The sequence below is a fragment of the Curtobacterium sp. CFBP9011 genome (assembly GCF_034045095.1).
Lineage (GTDB): Bacteria > Actinomycetota > Actinomycetes > Actinomycetales > Microbacteriaceae > Curtobacterium.
Map to the genome: position 1 here is coordinate 347,972 of NZ_JAXCWN010000003.1, position 19,894 is coordinate 367,865.

Sequence of the window (19,894 nt, forward strand, 5' to 3'; positions counted from 1 at the left end):
CTGTCGGCATCGGCGTGCTACGCCCGGCCGCGCATGACGGCCTGCTTGACCTCGGAGATCGCCTTCGTCACCTGGATGCCGCGGGGGCAGGCGTCGGTGCAGTTGAAGGTCGTACGGCAGCGCCAGACGCCCTCCTTGTCGTTCAAGATGTCGAGGCGCACGTCGGCCGCATCGTCGCGGGAGTCGAAGATGAACCGGTGCGCGTTGACGATCGCCGCCGGGCCGAAGTACTGCCCGTCCGTCCAGAACACCGGGCACGACGAGGTGCACGCGGCGCAGAGGATGCACTTGGTGGTGTCGTCGAAGCGGGCACGGTCGGCCACCGACTGGATGCGCTCCTTGCCCTTCTCCGGCGCCGACTTCGGCTGCAGGAACGGCTGGACCTCGCGGAACGACTTGAAGAACGGCTCCATGTCGACGATCAGGTCCTTCTCGAGCGGCAGCCCCTTGATCGCCTCGACGTAGATCGGCTTCGAGATGTCGAGGTCCTTGATCAGCGTCTTGCAGGCCAGGCGGTTGCGGCCGTTGATGCGCATCGCATCGGAGCCGCAGACACCGTGTGCGCACGAGCGGCGGAAGGTCAGGGACCCGTCCTGCTCCCACTTGATCTTGTGCAGCGCGTCGAGGATGCGGTCCGTCGGCAGCATCATCACGTCGAAGTCCTGCCAGCGCGGCTCGTCGTCCACGTCCGGGTCGAACCGGCGGACGATCAGCGTGACGGAGAACGATCCGGGAGGGGCGTCCTGCACGGTGTCGGTGCGGGGTGCCTCGGAGACCAGGGTGTCGGTCATCTCAGTACTTCCTCTCCATCGGCTGGTACCGGGTGATCACGACCGGCTTCCAGTCGAGCGTGATGTGGTCGTCGGCGAGGGACGAGTGCGGATCGCCCGTCAGGTACGCCATGGTGTGCTGCATGTAGTTCTCGTCGTCGCGCTTCGGGTAGTCGTCGCGCATGTGCCCGCCGCGGGACTCCTTGCGGTTCCGGGCGGAGTAGACGACGACCTCGGCCAGGTCGAGCAGGAAGCCGAGCTCGACCGCCTCGAGCAGGTCGGTGTTGAACCGCTTGCCCTTGTCCTGCACCGAGACCTGCATGAACCGGTTGCGGAGCGTGTGGATGGTCTCGGTCACGCGGGCGAGCGACTCGTCGGTGCGGAACACCTGCGCGTTCTTGTCCATCTCCTCCTGCAGCTCCTTGCGGAGCACGGCGACCCGTTCGGTGCCGGTGGAGGCCCGGAGCTGCTCGAGCATGCCGCGCACGTTCGCCGCGGGGTCCTCGGGCAGCGGCAGGAACTCCGCCGTCTGCACGTACTCGGCGGCGTTGTTGCCGGAGCGCTTGCCGAACACGTTGATGTCGAGCAGCGAGTTCGTACCGAGGCGGTTCGAGCCGTGCACCGAGACGCAGGCGCACTCGCCGGCGGCGTAGAGGCCCGGGACGACGGTGTCGTTGTCGGAGAGGACCTCGGCCTTGACGTTGGTCGGGATGCCGCCCATGGCGTAGTGGGCGGTCGGCATCACCGGCACCGGTTCGACCACCGGGTCGACCCCGAGGTAGGTGCGGGCGAACTCCGTGATGTCCGGCAGCTTGGTCTCGAGCACCTCGGCACCGAGGTGCGTGCAGTCGAGCAGGACGTAGTCCTTGTTCGGCCCGGCACCACGACCCTCGGCGACCTCCTGCACCATGCAGCGGGCGACGATGTCGCGCGGTGCCAGGTCCTTGATGGTCGGGGCGTAGCGCTCCATGAACCGCTCACCCGAGGCGTTGCGGAGGATCGCACCTTCACCACGGGCACCCTCGGTCAGCAGGATCCCGAGGCCCGCGAGGCCGGTCGGGTGGAACTGGAAGAACTCCATGTCCTCGAGCGGCAGGCCGGTGCGCCAGACGATGCCGACGCCGTCGCCGGTCAGGGTGTGCGCGTTCGAGGTCGTCTTGTACATCTTGCCGAAGCCACCGGTCGCGAAGACCATCGCCTTGGCGTGGAACACGTGCAGCTCGCCGGTGGAGAGCTCGAACGCGACGACGCCGGCTGGCTGCTTGCGGGTGACGCCGTCGTCGCCCACCACGTCGACCATGATGAGGTCGAGCGCGTAGAACTCGTTGAAGAAGTTCACGCCGAGCTTCACGCAGTTCTGGAACAGCGTCTGCAGGATCATGTGCCCGGTGCGGTCCGCCGCGTAGCACGCTCGGCGGACCGGGGCCTTGCCGTGGTCACGGGTGTGGCCGCCGAAGCGTCGCTGGTCGATCTTGCCCTCGGGCGTGCGGTTGAACGGCAGGCCCATGTTCTCGAGGTCGATGACCGCGTCGATGGCCTCCTTCGCCAGGATCTCGGCGGCGTCCTGGTCGACCAGGTAGTCGCCGCCCTTGATCGTGTCGAAGGTGTGCCACTCCCACGAGTCCTCTTCGACGTTCGCGAGCGCGGCCGCCATGCCGCCCTGCGCCGCACCGGTGTGGGAGCGGGTCGGGTACAGCTTCGAGATGACGGCGGTCTTCGCCTTCGGGCCGGCTTCGATGGCGGCCCGCATACCGGCGCCTCCTGCGCCGATGATGACGATGTCGAACTGGTGGTGGTGCACGGTGATGTCGGTCACTGGGGTCTTTCGATCAGGAGGCGGAGCGAGCGAGAGCGTGTCGCCAGCGCGGGATGACGCGGACGGCGGCTACTGCGCCGGGCAGAACGAGGGCAGGTCCGCGGCGGCAGCGCCGGCGGGGCACGGGTCGAACGTCCAGCACACGAGCGTGCCGAGGACGATCAGCAGGACGCACGCGGCGAGCACGGCGACGAGCAGGGTCTTCCGGACGCCGGGCTTCGCGACGTAGTCGTTGATGATCGTCCGCATGCCGTTCGAGCCGTGGATCAGCGCGAGCCAGAGCATCAGCGTGTCCCAGATCTGCCAGAACGGGCTCGCCCACTTGCCGGCGACGAAGGCGAAGTCGATCTGCTTGACGCCTTCGCCGGCGACCATGTTGACGAACAGGTGGCCGAAGATGAGGACGACGAGCAGGACGCCCGACGCCCGCATGTAGATCCAGCCCCACTTCTCCCAGTTGGTGGTGCGGCGGGCAGCGTCGGCGCTGCGGGGCGGGGCGATGGTCTCGGTGGTCATGACAGCCCTCGGTTCAGTTGAAGTCGGCGACGAGGTTCATGAGCTGACGCGGCAGGAAGCCCGCGATCGCCACTGCCCAGAGCACGAGGACGACCCAGAACATGGCCCGCTGGTACTTCGGCCCCTTCGACCAGAAGTCGATGAGGATGATCCGCAGCCCGTTGAACGCGTGGAACACGATGGCGGCGACCAGGGCGATCTCGCCGAGGTTCATCAGCGGCGTCTTGTACGTGCCGATCACGGCGTTGTAGGCCTCGGGCGAGAGCCGGACCAGTGCTGTGTCGAGGATGTGCACGAGCAGGAAGAAGTAGATCGCGACACCGGTGATCCGGTGCAGCACCCACGACCACATCCCGACCGAGCCGCGGTAGAGCGTGCCCTGCGGCGCGCGCGTCCGAGGTGCGTCGATCGACGTCCCGTCGATGGTCACCTGCGGGGTGGCTGTCGCCGTCCCGCCTGCGGTCTGCTCGGCCATGAGCTCGCCTTCCCGTAGGTCTGGCGCACCGATCGGCGCGCCGTTGCCGTCGTGTTCGTGTGGAACGACACCATCCTACGTCCGAGCACCGACCTTCTCGTGCCACCCGGTACGAGCCGTGCGGGTCGCGGCCGGCGGAGCGCCGATCGTCCGAGCCGTCTCGTGGTGCGCGAGCAGCTCGTCACCCACCGACTCCCACGTCGTGCCCTCGACCCGGAGCCGACCCGCCGAACCCATCCGCTCGGCCAGCGAACGGTCCGCGTGCAGCCGCGCCACCGCCGCGCGGAGGGCCAGCGGTGCTTCCGGGTCGTACAGCTCGCCGTCGAGTCCCGGGGACACCAGGTCGAGCGGTCCGCCGGAGGCCGGGGCCACCACCGGCAGGCCCGCCGCGTGCGCCTCCTGCAGGGTCTGCCCGAAGGTCTCGGCGGCCCCGGTGTGCACGAACACGTCGAGCATCGCGTAGGCATCGGCCAGCGCGTCGCCACACAGCGGGCCGGTGAAGGTCACGTCCAGGTGGCGCAAGCGCCGTTCCAGCAACGCCCGGGAGGGTCCCCCTCCGGCGACCACGACCCGGATCCCCGGCATGCCGCCGAGTTCCGCGAGCCGTTCGACCTCCTTCTCCGGTGCCAGCCGGCCCACGTAGCCGACGATGGTCTCGCCGCGCGGAGCGATGCGCCGTCGCAGGGCCCGCACGTGGGACGAGGAGCGACGGTCCGGGTGGAAGAGGGTCGTGTCGACGCCGCGGCCCCACCGGGCCACCCGCGGGACGCCCTCCTCGGCGAGCATCGCGGCCGTCGCCGACGACGGTGCCAGCGTCAGCGACGCTCCCGCGTGGATGCGCCCGAGGACCCGGCGGACGAGCGGAGCCGCCGCGGACAGGCCGTTGCGGCGTGCGAACCCGGCCACGTCGGTCTGGAAGACGGCGACGGAGGGGATGCCGAGCCTCCCGGCCGCCGTGATCGCGCGCCCACCCAACAGGAAGGGGCTGGCGGCGTGCAGCACGTCGGCGCCGGAGGCGGCGAGGATCGTGTCGAGGACCGGGTGCGGGAGCGCCACCGGGAACTGCCGGTACGCGACCGCCGGGATCCGGTGCACGTCGAAGCCGTGGTACCGCTCCTGCTCGGAACGCGACCGCCAGGCGGCGAGGCCCGGCGTGTCCGGGGCGATGACGACGGCCCGGTGGCCGCGGCGTCGCAGGTGCTCGAGCACCGCGAGGACGCTCGTGGTGACGCCGTTGAGGGTGGGCAGGAAGCTCTCGGTCACGACGGCGACGGTCCGGGGGGACTCGGTGCCTCGCTCCATGCTGCTGCGTGCGTTCATGGCACGGCCCATGCTCACGCCGACGCGTGGACGACCGGGGGGCACGACGTGAACGCGGTGCGCGCGAGGGGTGAACAGACCGTGCGCGGATCCCGGCGCCGTCCACGACACGTCCAGACGTCATGCAGCCGCTGCATGGGAGCGCCGGTACGGTGGGCGCGTGACGGACGCACTCGACGACTTCTACGCGATCATCCCGGCCGGCGGCATCGGATCGCGCCTCTGGCCGCTCTCGCGCGCCGACGCCCCGAAGTTCCTGCACGACCTGACCGGCTCCGGCTCGTCGCTGCTCCGGCAGACCTGGGACCGACTCGAACCGCTCGCCGGACCCGACCGCATCATGGTCGTCACCGGCCGGGCGCACCGCGTCGCCGTCGAGTCCCAGCTGCCCGGGGTCGAGGACCACAACGTCGTCCTCGAGAGCGAGCCCAAGGACTCCACGGCGGCGATCGGCCTCGCCGCGGCGATCCTGCACCGCCGCGAGCCCGACGTCGTCATCGGCTCGTTCGCCGCAGACCACGTCATCGGCGACGCCCGCGGCTTCCGCCGGTCCGTCCGCGAGGCCGTCGTCGCCGCCCGCGCCGGCTACATCACGACCATCGGCATCACGCCGAACGAGCCCGCCATCGGCTTCGGGTACATCCACGCTGCCGACGAGGCGCTCGGGGTCGACGGCGCGACCACCGCGCACGCCGTCCGGTCCTTCGTCGAGAAGCCCGACCTGCGGACCGCGGAGAAGTACGTCGCCGACGGCTCGTACCTCTGGAACGCAGGCATGTTCATCAGCCGCGCCGACGTGCTCCTCGCCGAGATCGGACGCAACGAGCCCGAACTGCTCGCCGGCATCGAGGAGCTCGCCGCGGCGTGGGACACCTCGGCGCGCGGGATCGTCGTCGACCGCATCTGGCCGTCGCTGAAGAAGATCGCCATCGACTACACGGTCGCCGAACCGGCTGCCGCCGCCGGACGCATGGCCGTCGTGCCCGGCGACTTCGACTGGGACGACGTCGGCGACTTCGCCTCGCTCGCGAAGCTGCAGTCCGGCGGGCGGAAGAACAACCTGGCCGTGCTCGGCGACAACGCCCGCATCCTGGCCGACTCGGCGAGCGGCATCGTCGTGTCGCAGAGCAACCGGCTGATCTCGCTGATCGGGGTCGAGGACATCGTCGTCGTCGACACCCCGGACGCGCTGCTCGTCACCACGAGCGCGAACGCGCAGCGGGTCAAGGGCGTGGTGGACGCGCTGAAGATCAGCGGGCGGGACGACGTGCTCTGAAGGGTGACGTGCTCTGAGGGGTGACGTGCTCTGATGAGTGAGGTGCGGCGGCCCCGGGCTGGGTCCCCCGCTCCCGGACCGGCGGGTACGGTCGAACCGGGGGAACTGCGAGCGGGGGAGTGCGCATGGTGCAGACCGAGTGGCGAACGACGGCCGCCGGGCGCGCGGCACGCAGCGCCGTGACGCTGGTGGCGTCTGCGCTGGTCCTCACCGGCTGTGTCCTGCCCGAGCAGGGTGCTGGCGAGCCACGCCGGGCCCAGCCGGTGATCGATGCCGACGCCGCGAAGCAACAGATGGTCGGTGCGGTCGACGACCTCACCGGACGGCTCGGCGGGGACTGGGACCAGGGCACGGGTCCGGACTACGCCGATGCGTGCGCTCTGCCGGGCGGACAGCCGGGTGCGCAGTGGGTGGACGTCCGGACGCGTCCGTTCGTCGGGAACGTCACCGAGGACCTCCCCGTGGTCGAGGCCCACTGGAAGCGTCAGGGCATGACCATCGACCGGTGGGGTTCCACCGCTCATCCGACCCTCGTCGGCCGCGGCGGCGCGGCGACCGACTCGATCAGCCTCTCGGTCGCTGACGACCAGTACGGAGTCCAGGCGCTGTCGCTGTGCTTCCCCGGGGACCCCGATGACCTCTGACACGATCGCCGCCCACCGGTTGACCGCGGCCGCGATCGGTGTGCTCGTCGTCGGCACGCTCGTCGGCTGTGCGTCGCCCGCTCCGACACCGACACCGAGCGAGACGGCCACACCGGTGGACGCGGACACCGCACAACGGCAGATGGTCGATGCCGTGGACGCGGTCACGACGCGACTCGGGGGTGACTGGCGGCACCGGAGTGGGCCGGACCACGCCGAGGACTGCACGGGGTCCGACGGTCGGGCGATGGCGCGGTGGACCTCGTTCGTCACCCGGACTGGCAGCGACGGCGTGGCAGACGAGATGCCGACGATCGGACACGGATGGCGCGAGCAGGGGATGACCGTCGAACGGTGGGGAACCACCTCCGAGCCGACCGTAGTGGGACGCGGTGGGGGTCGTCTTTCATCGATCAGCCTGTCCGTGGCCCCCGGTCTGACCGCCGTCCAGAGCGTTTCGTTGTGCTTCCCCGGAGACGCTGATGCGCTCTGAGGACGTGCTCCGGCGACGTGCTCACCGGGGTGTCGGCGCCACGATCGGTGTGCTCGTCGTCGGCACGCTCGTCGGCTGTGCAACGCCCGCTCCGACACCCACACCGACACCGAGCGAGACGGCGACACCGGTGCTCGACGCGGACACCGCGCAGCGGCAGATGGTCGAGGCTGTCGACCGGGTGACCACCGCGTTGGGCGGCACGTGGCAGCACGAGACCGGTCCCGACTACGCGGAGGACTGCCGGTTGTCGAACGGCGAGCCGGGTGCGCAGTGGCGCTTCCTCGTCACACGCGGCTCGATCGGGGACGTACCCGCGGACGTCGCCGCGGTGACGGCGCGGTGGAAGGGACAGGGCATGTCGCTGGACCGGTGGGGAACGCAGGACGAGCCCACGATCACAGGCCGTGGCGGTCGGACGACGAGGTCGATCAGTCTCTCGGTCGCCCCGGACCTGTACGGCGTCGAGGCTGTCTCGCTGTGCTTCCCCGGCGACGCGGACGCCGACTTCTGAACCACCCTGCGGACCGGCGGATGTGGGGGATGCCTGCACGATCCTCCAGACCGGAGCCCGGCTGTAGCGCTCCATCACGAAACCCCGCGAACTGGGGGCACGACGGGGCCGTCGCGTTTCCGGCGCGTTACGGCGCGGTCGCGATCGCGTAACCGATGTCGGAGGGCCTCCGGACCGGTCCTGTACCGCCCGGCCGGTCGTGTACTGTCCTGACGATCGCCCGGTGCGCAGTGACTCCGGGTCGACTCCCGATCTCCCCGGAGGAACCCCCGTGTCATCTCGTACCCGTCGCGTCGCCATGAGCGGTCTCGCGCTCGTCGGCACCGTCGCCGTGCTCGCCGGCTGCGCATCCGCACCGTCCAGCTCGACCTCGTCCAAGAAGTCCGACTTCCTGCCCTGCATGGTCTCCGACGCCGGTGGCTTCGACGACAAGTCGTTCAACCAGCTCGGCTTCGAGGGCATGAAGGACGCCGCCTCCGACCTGGGCGCCCAGTACAAGGACGCCGAGTCGAAGGACGCGACCGTCTACGACTCGAACATCCAGCAGCTCGTCAACCAGAACTGCAACCTCATCGTCACGGTCGGCTTCAACCTCGCCGCCTCGACGAAGAAGCAGGCCGCGGCGAACCCCGACACCGACTTCGCGATCATCGACGACAACTCGATCGACGCCAAGAACGTCAAGCCGATCACGTTCGACACCTCGCAGGCGGCGTTCCTCGCCGGCTACGCGGCGGCGTCCTACTCGAAGTCCGGCACCGTCGGCACCTTCGGCGGCATGCAGATCCCGACCGTCACCATCTTCATGGACGGCTTCGCGGACGGCGTCGCGTACTACAACGAGCAGAAGAAGAAGGACGTCAAGGTCGTCGGCTGGGACGTCAAGAGCCAGAAGGGCTCGTTCACCGGCGGCTTCGAGGCCGGCACCCAGGCGAAGTCGGTCGCGCAGTCGCTGCTCGACCAGGACGCCGACGTGATCCTGCCCGTCGGTGGCCCGATCTACCAGTCGGCCGCAGAGGCGATCAAGGACGCCGACAACGGCTCCGTCCTCATCGGCGCGGACAGCGACCTCTACGAGGCCGACCCCCGCTACAAGGACATCGCCTTCACCTCCATCGAGAAGGGCATGAAGCCCGCCACGAAGGACGTCGTCGAGCAGGCCGCCAAGGGCGACTTCTCGAAGACCCCGTACGTCGGCACGCTGAAGAACGACGGCGTCGGCATCGCGCCGTTCCACGACTACGAGTCCAAGGTCGACTCGGGTCTGCAGGGTGAGCTCGACAAGATCAAGGCCGGCATCATCGACGGCTCGGTCAAGGTCGACACCGAGGCATCCGTCAAGTAGTCCGACGAACGCGGGCGGGGGAGCACTCCTCCGCCCGCGTTCTCGCGCGCACGGGGACCCGTGCACGCCCGAGACAGAAATAGACTCACCGACATGAAGCTCGAACTCCGCGGCATCACGAAGCGGTTCGGCAGCCTGGTCGCCAACGACCACATCTCGATCACCGTCGAACCGGGCGAGGTGCACTGTCTCCTCGGCGAGAACGGTGCTGGCAAGTCGACCCTGATGAACGTCCTCTACGGCATGTACCAGGCCGACGAGGGCGAGATCCTGCTCGACGACGTCGTCCAGGCCTTCGACGGACCGGGCGACGCCATGCGCTCCGGCATCGGCATGGTGCACCAGCACTTCATGCTCGTCCCCGTCTTCACCGTGGCCGAGAACGTGATGCTCGGGCAGGAGGAGACCGCGTTCGGCGGCCGCCTCGACCTGGCGGGTGCTCGCAAGCGCGTCCGCGAGATCTCCGAGCGCTTCGGGTTCGACGTGGACCCCGACGCCCGTGTCGAGGACCTGCCGGTCGGCGTGCAGCAGCGCGTGGAGATCATCAAGGCGCTGTCCCGCGACGCCTCCGTGCTGGTGTTCGACGAGCCGACGGCCGTCCTCACCCCGCAGGAGACCGACGAGCTGATGGGCATCATGCGCCAGCTCCGCGAAGCCGGCACCGCCATCGTCTTCATCACCCACAAGCTCCGCGAGGTCCGCGAGGTCGCCGACCGCATCACCGTGATCCGCCTGGGCAAGGTCGTCGGCGAAGCGTCCCCGACCGCGTCGAACAGCGAGCTCGCGGCACTCATGGTCGGCCGCAGCGTCGAACTCGTCGTCGACAAGGCCCCGGCCACCCCGGGCGACGCCGCCCTGGTCGTCGAGGGCCTCACCGTCACCGACCCGACCGGCCTGGTGCTCGTCGACGACGTCTCGTTCACCGTCCGCCGGGGCGAGGTGCTCGCCATCGCGGGTGTGCAGGGCAACGGCCAGACCGAACTGACCGAGGCGATCATGGGCCTCGAGCCGGTCCGCTCCGGTCGGATCACCCTGGACGGCCGCGAGGTCACCGGCCGCAGCGTCAAGCAGATCCTGGACGCCGGCGTCGGGTTCGTCCCCGAGGACCGCAAGGAAGACGGCCTGGTCGGGGAGTTCACGATCGCCGAGAACCTCATGCTCGACCGCGCCGACTCCGCCGACTTCGTCCGTGCCGGCACCATCCGCGCCGCCGAGCGGGACGCCTTCGCCGACGAGAAGATCGCCGAGTTCGACATCCGCACGCCCGGGCGCACCACCGCAGCCGGTCGGCTCTCCGGCGGCAACCAGCAGAAGATCGTCCTGGCCCGCGAACTCAGCCGCCCGCTGCGGCTCTTCGTCGCCGCGCAGCCCACGCGCGGCATCGACGTCGGCTCGATCGAGTTCGTCCACAAGCGCATCGTCGAGACCCGCGACAGCGGCGTCCCGGTGATCGTCGTCTCCACCGAGCTCGACGAAGTCGTCGCGCTCGCCGACCGGATCGCCGTGATGTACCGCGGCGCGATCGTCGGCATCGTCCCCGCGTCCACACCCCGGGACGTCCTCGGACTCATGATGGCGGGCGAACTGCCCGCAGGAACGGAGCTCGCCGCGTGAGCGACCCCACGCCGCAGCACGACGGCACCACGCCGTCGGACCGCACCGCACAGACCGACGCGACCACGGGCCTCCCGGCCGACGCGACGCGAGACGACGCGACGAGCGCCGCCGCGACGACCGCCGACACGACGCACGACGACGCGACGCACGACGCCGCGACCCCCGCCGTCGACGACCGTCTGCAGGAGGTCACCGGCGCCCCGCACCTGATGACCGACTCGGCGACCGACAGCGAGCGCCGCGAGGGCCGCTGGAGCGATGCGCTCCGCAGCATCGTGAACGGCTCCGTCCTGACCACCGTCCTCGCGGTGGTCCTGGCCCTCATCGCCAGCGGTGTCCTCATCGCCCTCACCGACAAGGACGTCCAGGCCGCGGCCGGGTACTTCTTCGCCCGCCCGCTCGACACGCTCCGTGCGGTCGGGACGGCCGTCGGCGGCTCGTACTCGTCGCTGTTCCAGGGCTCGGTCGTGAACTTCGGGGCGCCGTCGTTCGCGACCGCGATCGCCCCGATCACGCGCTCGGTCGACTACGCGGTGCCGCTCATCGCCGCCGGCCTCGGCGTCGCGGTCGCGTTCCGCACCGGCCTGTTCAACATCGGCGGGCAGGGACAGGTCCTGATGGCCGCCGCGGCTGCCGGCTGGGTCGGGTTCTCGTTCGATCTGCCCGCGATCGTGCACATCCCGCTGACGATCCTGGCCGGCATCGTCGGCGGTGCGGTCTGGGCGGGCATCGTCGGACTCCTCAAGGCCCGGACCGGTGCCAACGAGGTCGTCCTGACGATCATGCTCAACTACGTCGCGCTGTACCTGGTGAGCTTCATGCTCCGCACCCCGGGCCTCCTGCAGGCCGGCGGCAGCCCGAACCCGATCTCGCCCGCGACCCGTGACTCGGCGGTCCTGCCGTCGCTGTTCGGTTCCCGGTTCGGCATCGACGTCGGGTTCCTCGTCGCCCTGGTCGCGGTGGTCGTCGTGTGGTGGCTGATGAACAAGTCGTCGCTCGGCTTCCGCTTCCGCACGGTGGGCGAGAACCCCCGCGCGGCCCGCGTCGCCGGCATGAGCGTCCCAGCGCTGACCGTCTGGGTGATGGTCATCTCCGGTGCCCTCATCGGCATCGCCGGTGCCTACCAGGTCGAGGGCGCCGTCACGACGGGCTTCACCTCGGGCATCGACGCCGGCATCGGCTTCGACGCGATCACCGTCGCGCTGCTCGGCCGCTCCAAGCCCTGGGGCACCTTCTGGGCCGCGATCCTGTTCGGCGTGCTGAAGAACGGTGGCTACGCCATGCAGGCCGCCAACGGCATCCCGATCGACATCGTCGGCGTCATCCAGGCCCTCATCGTCCTGTTCATCGCGGCCCCGCCGCTCGTCCGCGCGGTCTTCCGGATCCCGCAGCCGGGCGCACGTCGTCGCACCCGTAAGAACTCCAAGCGGAAGGCGGTCGCCGCGTGAGCACCCTCAGCCCCACCGCGGCCCCGGCCGCACCCGTCGCGGACCGAGCGGTCGAGACCACCCGTAGCTGGAAGGCACCGATCGCGTTCGCCGTGTTCTCGGTGCTCGCCGCCGTGCTGTTCCTCGGCGTCCGTCGTGGCGGCACGACCACGTTCCGTCTGGCCAACGCCGGCGACTTCGTGCAGCTGCCGAACGTCGGGCTGCCGTCGCTGGCGACCGGCGTGGTCGTCGTCGTCCTGCTGTCGCTCGGCACCGCCGTCGCGTTCTTCTTGGTCAGCCGGTTCCGTCCGGTGCCGCTGTGGCTGACCAGCGTCTTCGCGGTCGTGTTCGTCGTCGGCTTCCTCACCTGGGCCGCCGCCGGCAAGACGATCCCGCTGCCCGGCCTGCTGGTCGGCGCGATCGGCCTCAGCGTCCCGCTGGTGTTCGGAGCCCTCGGCGGCGTCATCTCGGAGCGGGTCGGCGTCGTGAACATCGCCATCGAGGGACAGTTCCTCGCCGGTGCGTTCACCTCGGCCCTCATCGCCTCGCTGACCGGGTCCGCCTGGGTCGGTCTGATCGGTGCCCTCATCGCCGGTGTGCTCGTGTCGTTCGTCCTCGCGGCGTTCAGCATCAAGTACCTCGTCGACCAGGTCATCGTCGGTGTGGTCATCAACGCGTTCATCTCCGGGCTCACCGGGTTCCTGTACTCGCAGGTGCTCTCGCCGTCCGAGACGACGCTCAACGTCGGCATCCGCTTCCCGAAGATCGAGATCCCGGTCCTGCACCAGATCCCGGTGATCGGCCCGGTGTTCTTCGAGCAGACCGTCATCGTCTACCTGGCCTACATCGCGGTCGCCGTCGTCACCTTCGCGCTGTTCAAGACCCGCTGGGGCCTGCGCCTCCGCGCGGTGGGCGAGCACCCGGAGGCCGCGGACACCGTCGGCATCAACGTCACCGGCACGCGCTTCTGGAACGTCTCGCTCGCCGGAGCGATCGCCGGCCTCGGTGGTGCGTACTTCACGCTCGACGCGGTCGGACCGTTCACGAAGGACATGACGGCGGGCGCGGGCTACATCGCGCTGGCCGCGGTCATCTTCGGCCGCTGGGACCCGATCAAGGCGACGCTCGCCGCGCTGCTGTTCGGCTTCGCGTCGAACCTGCAGAACACCCTCGGGGCGATCAACTCGCCGGTACCGAGCGAGTTCCTGCTGATGCTGCCCTACGTCGTCACGATCTTCGCGGTGGCCGGTCTGGTGGGCCAGTCGCGGGGCCCGGCTGCGTCCGGCAAGCCGTACATCAAGAACTAGCCGGGAGGCCCGCCACATGACCGACACGAACGCTGCGGGTGACCAGGGGGTCACCACCGACCCGACGACCGGCGAGCCCTCCTGGACGGACCCGGCCACTGGGCCCACGCCGCCGGTTCCGGAGCGACGCGCCAGCGGCGCTACGGCCGTGCCGGTGGGGAGCCTCCCGTCCGACCCGGACGCCGCGATCGACGCGACCGTCGACGTGGACTGGACCGCCCTGCGGGAGGCCGCGACCACCGCGATGGGGCGCGCCTACGTGCCGTACTCGTCCTTCCCGGTGGGGGCTGCGGCGCTCACCGACGACGGCCGGATCGTCTCCGGCTGCAACGTCGAGAACGCCTCGTACGGGGTGACCCTGTGCGCCGAGTGCTCGCTCGTGTCGCAGCTGTTCATGACCGGCGGCGGCAAGCTCGTCGCGTTCACCTGCGTCGACGGCGACGGGGCGACCCTGATGCCGTGCGGGCGCTGCCGGCAGCTGCTGTTCGAGCACTCGACCGAGGGCATGCTCCTCGAGACGGTCTCGGGCATCCGCACCATCGACGAGGTCCTGCCCGACGCCTTCGGGCCGCGCACCCTCATGACCTACCAGCAGGAGCACTGACCATGGCCGTCGAGCCGTTCGACACCGTCGACCTCATCCGCACGAAGCGCTCCAGCGGGACGCTGTCCACCGCCGAGATCGACTGGCTCGTCGACGCGTACACGCGCGGCTACGTCGGGGACGAGCAGATGGCCGCGCTCGCGATGGCGATCTTCCTCAACGGCATGGAACGCCGTGAGATCCGTGACCTGACGCTCGCGATGATCGCGTCGGGGGAGCGGATGTCGTTCGGTTCGCTCGGCAAGACCACGGTCGACAAGCACTCCACCGGCGGCGTCGGCGACAAGATCACCTTGCCGCTCGCACCGCTGGTCGCCACGTTCGGCGTCGCGGTGCCGCAGCTCTCCGGCCGCGGGCTCGGCCACACCGGTGGCACGCTCGACAAGCTCGAGTCGGTCCCGGGCTGGCAGGCCGCGATCTCGAACGAGCGCATGTCCGAGATCCTGTCCGACGTCGGCGCGGTCATCTGCGCCGCCGGGTCGGGTCTGGCACCGGCCGACAAGAAGCTCTACGCGCTCCGGGACATCACCGGCACGGTCGAGTGCATCCCGCTCATCGCGTCGAGCATCATGTCGAAGAAGATCGCCGAGGGCACCGCGGCCCTCGTGCTCGACGTGAAGTTCGGCTCGGGCGCGTTCATGGCGGACTTCGAGCAGTCGAAGCTCCTGGCGCAGACGATGGTCGACCTCGGCAAGGACGCCGGAGTCGCGACCTCGGCGCTCCTCACCGACATGGAGGTCCCGCTCGGTCTGACGATCGGCAACGCCCTCGAGGTGCGCGAGTCCGTCGAGGTCCTCGCCGGCGGTGGACCCGCCGACGTCGTCTCGCTGACCGTGTCGCTCGCCGAGGAGATGCTGCGGCTGGCCGGGGTCACCGACGCCGACCCGGCCGCCGCCCTCGCCGACGGCCGCGCGATGGACACCTGGCGCCGCATGATCGAGGCGCAGGGCGGCGACGCGTCGGCCGCGCTGCCGGTCGCCGCCGAGACGCACGTCGTCACCGCCACCGAGTCCGGTGTGCTCGCCACGCAGCAGGCACTGCCGTTCGGCATCGCGGCCTGGCGCCTCGGCGCCGGGCGTGCGCGGGCGCAGGACCCGGTGCAGGCCGGCGCCGGCATCGAACTGCACGTGAAGCCCGGCGACACGGTCACCGCCGGTCAGCCGCTCTGGACGCTCCACACCGACGAGCCGGAGCGCTTCGAGCGGGCGCTCGAGTCGCTCGAGGGTGCCTGGTCGATCGGCGAGTCCGCGCCGGATCGCGGCCCGATCGTGCGCGAGCGGATCCAGTAGGCGTCGTCCGCCACATCCTCTGACTGGAGGCTCCCCACACGTCCTGTGGGGAGCTTTCAGTCCGTCGTCCACGGGTTTGTCGACCCCGCCCTGCGGGGGTCGGTGACCACCGATAGCCTTGGGCGCATGAGCGACGCCGCCACCATCCACCGCCTGCCCGACGCCGGGGCGGTCATCAACGACCTGCCCAAGGTCTCGCTGCACGACCACCTGGACGGCGGCCTCCGCCCCGCGACGATCATCGAGCTCGCTGCGACCGACGGCGTCGAGCTGCCGACCACCGACCCGACCGAGCTGGCCGCGTGGTTCGCCGACCAGTCGAACTCCGGCTCCCTGGTGGAGTACCTCAAGACGTTCGACGTCACCACCGCCGTCATGCAGACCGAAGCCGGGCTGACCCGCGTCGCGAAGGAGTTCGTCGAGGACCTCGTCGCGGACGGTGTCGTCTACGGCGAGATCCGCTGGGCCCCGGAGCAGCACCTGCAGCGCGGGCTGACGCTCGACCAGACGGTGGAAGCCGTCCAGGCCGGCATCGAAGCCGCGGTCGACGCCGCCGGTGGGTCCATCCGCATCGGCCAGCTCGTCACCGCGATGCGCCACGCCGACCGCTCGATGGAGATCGCCCAGCTCGCGGTGCGCCACCGCAACCACGGCGTCGTCGGCTTCGACATCGCCGGCGCCGAAGCCGGGTTCCCCGCGTCGAACCACAAGGCAGCGTTCGACTACCTGGCCTCCGAGCTCTTCCCCGTCACCGTGCACGCCGGCGAAGCGGACGGTCTGGCGTCGATCCGGTCGGCACTCGTCGACGGCCGCGCGCTGCGCCTCGGCCACGGTGTCCGGGTGTTCGAGGACGTCGCCCTGACCGACGGCGGCGACGGCTCGATGCTCGCCACCCTGGGCGAGGTGGCCTCCTGGGTCCGTGACCGTGAGATCCCGCTCGAGGTCTCGCCGTCCTCGAACCTGCAGACCGGCGCCATCGCCGCGTGGGGTGACGACCTGGCCGACCACCCGTTCGACGTCCTGTACCAGCTCGGCTTCCGGGTCACCGTGAACACCGACAACCGCCTGATGAGCAACACGACGCTGTCGAAGGAGCTCGCGCTCCTGGCCGGCACCTTCGGCTACGACCTCGACGACCTCGCCGCGTTCCAGATCAACGCCGCCCTCGGCACCTTCCTGCCGCTGGAGGACCGCGAGGAGATCATCGCCGCGATCACCGCCGGGTACGCGGAGGCCTGAGCCGATGGGCCTGCCGCCGCTGCCGGACCCGGCCGTCGTCCTCGGGGCGTCCGCGTCGTCGTGGCGCGACGCGCTCCGGAGCGTCGGCGACGCCCTCGTGGCCGCCGGTTCGACCACCGACGCCTACACCGACGCCATGATCGCGATGGTCGAGGAGCACGGCGCGTACATCGTGATCTCGCCCGGGTTGGCGTTCGCGCACGCCCGGCCGGGGTCGAGCGTGGTCCGCGACGGGCTGGCGGTCGTCACCCTCGCCGAACCGGTCGTCTTCGGGCACCCGCACAACGACCCCGTCTCGGTCGTCCTCGGCCTGGCCGTGGCCGAGGTGGGCACGCACCTCGAGTCGATCGGTGCGATCGCGAACCTGTTCAACGACCCGACCGTCACCAGGCGACTGGCGGAGGCCACCAGCGCGGACCAGATCCGGAGCATCATGGGAGTGAGCACCACGTGAAGATCGTGACCATCTGCGGCGCCGGCATCGGTGCCAGCGCGATCCTCAAGGTGAACGCCGAGAAGGCCCTGGCGGCGCTCGGGCTGACGGCCGAGGTCGTCGCAGCCGACGTCGCCTCGGTGCGGGACGTCTCCGACGACGCCAACGTGATCCTCACCAGCCAGGAGTTCGTCGAGGCCATCGGGACCACCTACGCCGAGGTCATCGTGATCCGGAACCACTTCGACCAGAGCGAGATCACGGCGGCTGTGGAGAAGGCACTCGGCTGACCTGCCGCCCGGTACGATCGGCGCATGCTCAGCACCGAGAACCCCCTGAACGACCCCGCCGTCGACCCCTTCGACGTGGCCCGTGACGCCGCCGCAGTCATCGCGGAGCGGTCCGGCATCGAGCGGCACGACATCGCCCTGACGCTCGGCTCCGGCTGGGGCAAGGCCGCCGACCTGCTCGGGGAGACCGTCTCCGAGATCCCCGCTGCGGACGTCCCCGGATTCAGCGCCTCGGCCGTCCCCGGGCACTCCGGTACCGTCCGGTCGATCCGTCTCGCCGACGGCCGGCACGCGCTGGTCATCGGTGCGCGCACGCACTACTACGAGAACCACGGCGTGCGTCGCGTCGTGCACAGCGTCCGGACGGCTGCCGCGACCGGAGCCTCGGTCATGGTCCTCACCAACGGTGCCGGTGGCATCAAGGAGACCTGGACGCCCGGCACGCCGGTCCTGATCAGCGACCACATCAACCTGACCGCCGACAGCCCGCTGGAGGGCGCGACGTTCATCGACCTGACCGACCTGTACTCGGCACGCCTCCGAGCGGTCGCGAAGTCGGTCGACCCGTCCCTCGACGAAGGCGTCTACACGCAGTTCCGCGGCCCGCACTACGAGACCCCGGCCGAGGTCCAGATGGCGAAGGCGATCGGCGGCCACATCGTCGGCATGTCCACCGCGCTCGAGGCGATCGCCGCCCGGCAGGCCGGCATGGAGATCCTCGGCTTCTCGCTCATCACGAACCTGGCCGCGGGCATCCAGAAGACGCCGCTGTCCCACACCGAGGTGCTCGAGGCCGGCAAGCAGGCCGAGCCGGTCATCGCCGACCTGCTCGCCCGCGTGGTGGCGGCACTGTGAGCGTCCTCGACACCGCCCTGGCCTGGATCGAGCAGGACCCCGACGACGAGACCGGCGCCGAGCTGCAGCGGCTCGTCGACGCCGGGGACACCGAGGAACTCGACGCCCGGTTCGCCGGCCGACTGCAGTTCGGCACCGCCGGGCTCCGTGCCGAACTCGGCGCCGGCCCCCTGCGGATGAACCGCGTCGTCGTCACGCAGGCCGCCGCTGGGCTGGCCCGCTTCCTCATCGACTCCGGGCGGGACCGCAGCGTCGTCATCGGGTACGACGGCCGGGTCAACTCGGACGTCTTCGCGCGGGACTCCGCCGAGGTCATGCGGGGCCTCGGCCTCGACGTCACGCTGCTGCCCTCGGCGCTGCCGACACCGCTCGTCGCGTTCGCCGTCCGGCACCTCGGCGTCGGCGCGGGCGTCATGGTGACCGCCAGCCACAACCCGCCGCGGGACAACGGCTACAAGGTGTACCTCGGCGGCGACGACGAGGGCTCGCAGATCGTGCCGCCGGTCGACGGCGAGATCGCTGCGGCCATCGACGTCGTCGCAGCGGGCGACATCCGCTCGCTCGAACGGGCGACGGACTACACCGTCGCCGACGCGTCGCTCGTCCAGGCGTACGTGGACGCGACGGCCGCGACGGTGCCGGCCCCGGCCCTCCCGGCCGACGCGCAGCCGTCCGTGGTCTACACGGCCATGCACGGCGTCGGGTGGGAGACCGCCCGTGCGGTCTTCACGCAGGCGGGGTTCCGTGAGTCAGCCGTGGTGCCGGAGCAGATCGAGCCGGACGGTGCGTTCCCGACGGTCTCGTTCCCGAACCCGGAGGAGCCGGGCGCGATGGACCTGGCGATCGCCCGCGGTGTCGCGGTCGGCGCCGACCTGGTGATCGCCAACGACCCCGACGCCGACCGTCTGGCCCTCGCGATCCCGGACGGCTCCGGCTCGTACCGACGCCTCGCCGGCAACGAGGTCGGCTGGCTCCTCGGCTGGCGCGCCGCTGCCCGTGCAGCCGACGCTGGCGTGACCGGCGTGCTCGCCGCGTCGATCGTCAGCTCGCCGGCCCTCGCCCGGGTCGCCGAGCACTACGGGCTCGGGCACCGGGACACGCTGACCGGGTTCAAGTGGGTGTCGCGCGTGCCGGACCTGCTGTTCGGGTACGAAGAGGCCCTCGGCTACCTGGTCGACCCGCAGGTGATCCGCGACAAGGACGGTATCTCCGCCGCGCTCGAGCTGCTGTCGCTCGCGACCGAGCTGGCGGCCGAGGGCAAGACCATCGCGGACCAGCTCGACGCCTTCGCCGAGCGGTTCGGGGCGTTCGCGTCCGGGCAGGTCGCGACGCGGGTGGACGACCTGTCGCGCATCGGCGAGATCATGGCGTCGCTCCGGACCGCCACGCCGACGGAGCTCGGCGGTGTCGCGATCGCGTCGGTGACGGACTTCCTCGACAGGGTGGAGGGGTTCCCGCCGTCGGACATCCTGCGCTTCGACCTCGAGGGCGGTGCCCGGGTCATCGTCCGCCCGAGCGGCACCGAGCCGAAGGTGAAGGTCTACATCGACACCGTGGCGGCCACCCCCGCCGAGGCGTCGGCCCTGGCCGACCGCCTGGCCGCCGCCGTCCGCCCCTTGGTCTCGTAGCGCGCGCCCGCAAAACACCGGTGTTCGTCGAACACA

General features: G+C 70.5%; 20 protein-coding genes. 15 read left to right on the forward strand and 5 right to left on the reverse strand.

Annotated elements, in window-relative coordinates:
* Positions 1-17: 17 nt before the first annotated feature.
* The 5 genes from SOM35_RS08975 to SOM35_RS08995 all read right to left on the reverse strand — a co-directional run bounded on the left by SOM35_RS08975 (position 18) and on the right by SOM35_RS08995 (position 4,897).
* A complete protein-coding gene (locus SOM35_RS08975; RefSeq protein WP_111074282.1) occupies positions 18-791 on the reverse strand; it encodes a succinate dehydrogenase iron-sulfur subunit in 774 nt (257 codons plus the stop codon).
* A 1-nt stretch (position 792) separates the two neighbouring features.
* Entirely contained in the window at positions 793-2,586 is a 1,794-nt protein-coding gene (gene sdhA / locus SOM35_RS08980) for a succinate dehydrogenase flavoprotein subunit (RefSeq protein ID WP_111074281.1), read from the reverse strand.
* 69 nt (positions 2,587-2,655) lie between these two features.
* The gene (sdhD, locus tag SOM35_RS08985; RefSeq protein ID WP_111074280.1) at positions 2,656-3,102 is read right to left on the reverse strand and encodes a succinate dehydrogenase, hydrophobic membrane anchor protein; all 447 of its coding nucleotides are present in this window, start codon (positions 3,100-3,102) and stop codon (positions 2,656-2,658) included.
* 13 nt (positions 3,103-3,115) lie between these two features.
* Positions 3,116-3,577, reverse strand: a complete 462-nt coding sequence (gene sdhC / locus SOM35_RS08990) for a succinate dehydrogenase, cytochrome b556 subunit (RefSeq protein WP_111074279.1) — start codon at positions 3,575-3,577, stop codon at positions 3,116-3,118.
* A gap of 75 nt (positions 3,578-3,652) precedes the next feature.
* Positions 3,653-4,897 (reverse strand): glycosyltransferase family 4 protein, encoded by a 1,245-nt coding sequence (locus tag SOM35_RS08995; RefSeq protein WP_320515120.1) that lies wholly within the window; start codon positions 4,895-4,897, stop codon positions 3,653-3,655.
* Positions 4,898-5,057: 160 nt separating this feature from the next.
* On the opposite strand from SOM35_RS08995, the gene SOM35_RS09000 reads away from it, so the two are divergent.
* The 15 genes from SOM35_RS09000 (at position 5,058) to SOM35_RS09070 (ending at position 19,858) form a co-directional block, all read left to right on the forward strand.
* Positions 5,058-6,173, forward strand: coding sequence for a mannose-1-phosphate guanylyltransferase (locus SOM35_RS09000; protein ID WP_320515121.1), 1,116 nt, complete (start codon positions 5,058-5,060; stop codon positions 6,171-6,173).
* A gap of 125 nt (positions 6,174-6,298) precedes the next feature.
* Positions 6,299-6,817, forward strand: coding sequence for a hypothetical protein (locus tag SOM35_RS09005; protein ID WP_320515122.1), 519 nt, complete (start codon positions 6,299-6,301; stop codon positions 6,815-6,817).
* Positions 6,807-7,310, forward strand: a complete 504-nt coding sequence (locus SOM35_RS09010) for a hypothetical protein (protein ID WP_320515123.1) — start codon at positions 6,807-6,809, stop codon at positions 7,308-7,310. The genes SOM35_RS09005 and SOM35_RS09010 overlap by 11 nt, the downstream gene beginning before the upstream one ends.
* Positions 7,300-7,824, forward strand: coding sequence for a hypothetical protein (locus SOM35_RS09015; RefSeq protein WP_320515124.1), 525 nt, complete (start codon positions 7,300-7,302; stop codon positions 7,822-7,824). The genes SOM35_RS09010 and SOM35_RS09015 overlap by 11 nt, the downstream gene beginning before the upstream one ends.
* A 271-nt stretch (positions 7,825-8,095) precedes the next feature.
* On the forward strand, positions 8,096-9,169 hold the full coding sequence (locus tag SOM35_RS09020) for a BMP family lipoprotein (protein ID WP_111074271.1): 1,074 nt from the start codon (positions 8,096-8,098) through the stop codon (positions 9,167-9,169).
* 93 nt (positions 9,170-9,262) lie between these two features.
* Positions 9,263-10,783, forward strand: coding sequence for an ABC transporter ATP-binding protein (locus tag SOM35_RS09025; RefSeq protein ID WP_111074270.1), 1,521 nt, complete (start codon positions 9,263-9,265; stop codon positions 10,781-10,783).
* A complete protein-coding gene (locus tag SOM35_RS09030) occupies positions 10,780-12,234 on the forward strand; it encodes an ABC transporter permease (protein WP_414648564.1) in 1,455 nt (484 codons plus the stop codon). The genes SOM35_RS09025 and SOM35_RS09030 overlap by 4 nt, the downstream gene beginning before the upstream one ends.
* Positions 12,231-13,520 (forward strand): ABC transporter permease, encoded by a 1,290-nt coding sequence (locus SOM35_RS09035; RefSeq protein WP_320515125.1) that lies wholly within the window; start codon positions 12,231-12,233, stop codon positions 13,518-13,520. The genes SOM35_RS09030 and SOM35_RS09035 overlap by 4 nt, the downstream gene beginning before the upstream one ends.
* Positions 13,521-13,707: 187 nt before the next feature.
* Positions 13,708-14,124, forward strand: a complete 417-nt coding sequence (locus SOM35_RS09040; RefSeq protein ID WP_308118745.1) for a cytidine deaminase — start codon at positions 13,708-13,710, stop codon at positions 14,122-14,124.
* A gap of 2 nt (positions 14,125-14,126) precedes the next feature.
* The gene (locus SOM35_RS09045) at positions 14,127-15,413 is read left to right on the forward strand and encodes a thymidine phosphorylase (protein WP_320515126.1); all 1,287 of its coding nucleotides are present in this window, start codon (positions 14,127-14,129) and stop codon (positions 15,411-15,413) included.
* A gap of 126 nt (positions 15,414-15,539) precedes the next feature.
* Entirely contained in the window at positions 15,540-16,652 is a 1,113-nt protein-coding gene (locus SOM35_RS09050) for an adenosine deaminase (protein WP_320515127.1), read from the forward strand.
* A 4-nt stretch (positions 16,653-16,656) separates the two neighbouring features.
* Positions 16,657-17,106 (forward strand): PTS sugar transporter subunit IIA, encoded by a 450-nt coding sequence (locus tag SOM35_RS09055; RefSeq protein WP_320515128.1) that lies wholly within the window; start codon positions 16,657-16,659, stop codon positions 17,104-17,106.
* The gene (locus tag SOM35_RS09060) at positions 17,103-17,375 is read left to right on the forward strand and encodes a PTS sugar transporter subunit IIB (RefSeq protein WP_111074264.1); all 273 of its coding nucleotides are present in this window, start codon (positions 17,103-17,105) and stop codon (positions 17,373-17,375) included. The genes SOM35_RS09055 and SOM35_RS09060 overlap by 4 nt, the downstream gene beginning before the upstream one ends.
* 24 nt (positions 17,376-17,399) lie before the next feature.
* Positions 17,400-18,230, forward strand: a complete 831-nt coding sequence (locus tag SOM35_RS09065; RefSeq protein ID WP_111074263.1) for a purine-nucleoside phosphorylase — start codon at positions 17,400-17,402, stop codon at positions 18,228-18,230.
* Positions 18,227-19,858: a phospho-sugar mutase gene (locus tag SOM35_RS09070; RefSeq protein ID WP_320515129.1), complete on the forward strand. Its 1,632-nt coding sequence runs from the start codon at positions 18,227-18,229 to the stop codon at positions 19,856-19,858. Before SOM35_RS09065 ends, SOM35_RS09070 begins: the two co-directional genes overlap by 4 nt.
* The last annotated feature ends 36 nt before the right edge of the window (positions 19,859-19,894 follow it).

Bases quoted from the DNA above. Each gene is read 5' to 3' on its own strand.
- SOM35_RS09045 (WP_320515126.1), top strand. From the start codon at position 14,127: ATGGCCGTCGAGCCGTTCGACACCGTCGACCTCATCCGCACGAAGCGC.
- SOM35_RS09015 (WP_320515124.1), top strand. From the start codon at position 7,300: ATGCGCTCTGAGGACGTGCTCCGGCGACGTGCTCACCGGGGTGTCGGC.
- SOM35_RS09050 (WP_320515127.1), top strand. From the start codon at position 15,540: ATGAGCGACGCCGCCACCATCCACCGCCTGCCCGACGCCGGGGCGGTC.
- SOM35_RS09025 (WP_111074270.1), top strand. From the start codon at position 9,263: ATGAAGCTCGAACTCCGCGGCATCACGAAGCGGTTCGGCAGCCTGGTC.
- sdhC (WP_111074279.1), bottom strand. From the start codon at position 3,577: ATGGCCGAGCAGACCGCAGGCGGGACGGCGACAGCCACCCCGCAGGTG.
- SOM35_RS09065 (WP_111074263.1), top strand. From the start codon at position 17,400: ATGCTCAGCACCGAGAACCCCCTGAACGACCCCGCCGTCGACCCCTTC.
- SOM35_RS09005 (WP_320515122.1), top strand. From the start codon at position 6,299: ATGGTGCAGACCGAGTGGCGAACGACGGCCGCCGGGCGCGCGGCACGC.
- SOM35_RS09010 (WP_320515123.1), top strand. From the start codon at position 6,807: ATGACCTCTGACACGATCGCCGCCCACCGGTTGACCGCGGCCGCGATC.
- SOM35_RS08975 (WP_111074282.1), bottom strand. From the start codon at position 791: ATGACCGACACCCTGGTCTCCGAGGCACCCCGCACCGACACCGTGCAG.
- SOM35_RS09055 (WP_320515128.1), top strand. From the start codon at position 16,657: ATGGGCCTGCCGCCGCTGCCGGACCCGGCCGTCGTCCTCGGGGCGTCC.
- SOM35_RS08995 (WP_320515120.1), bottom strand. From the start codon at position 4,897: ATGAACGCACGCAGCAGCATGGAGCGAGGCACCGAGTCCCCCCGGACC.
- sdhD (WP_111074280.1), bottom strand. From the start codon at position 3,102: ATGACCACCGAGACCATCGCCCCGCCCCGCAGCGCCGACGCTGCCCGC.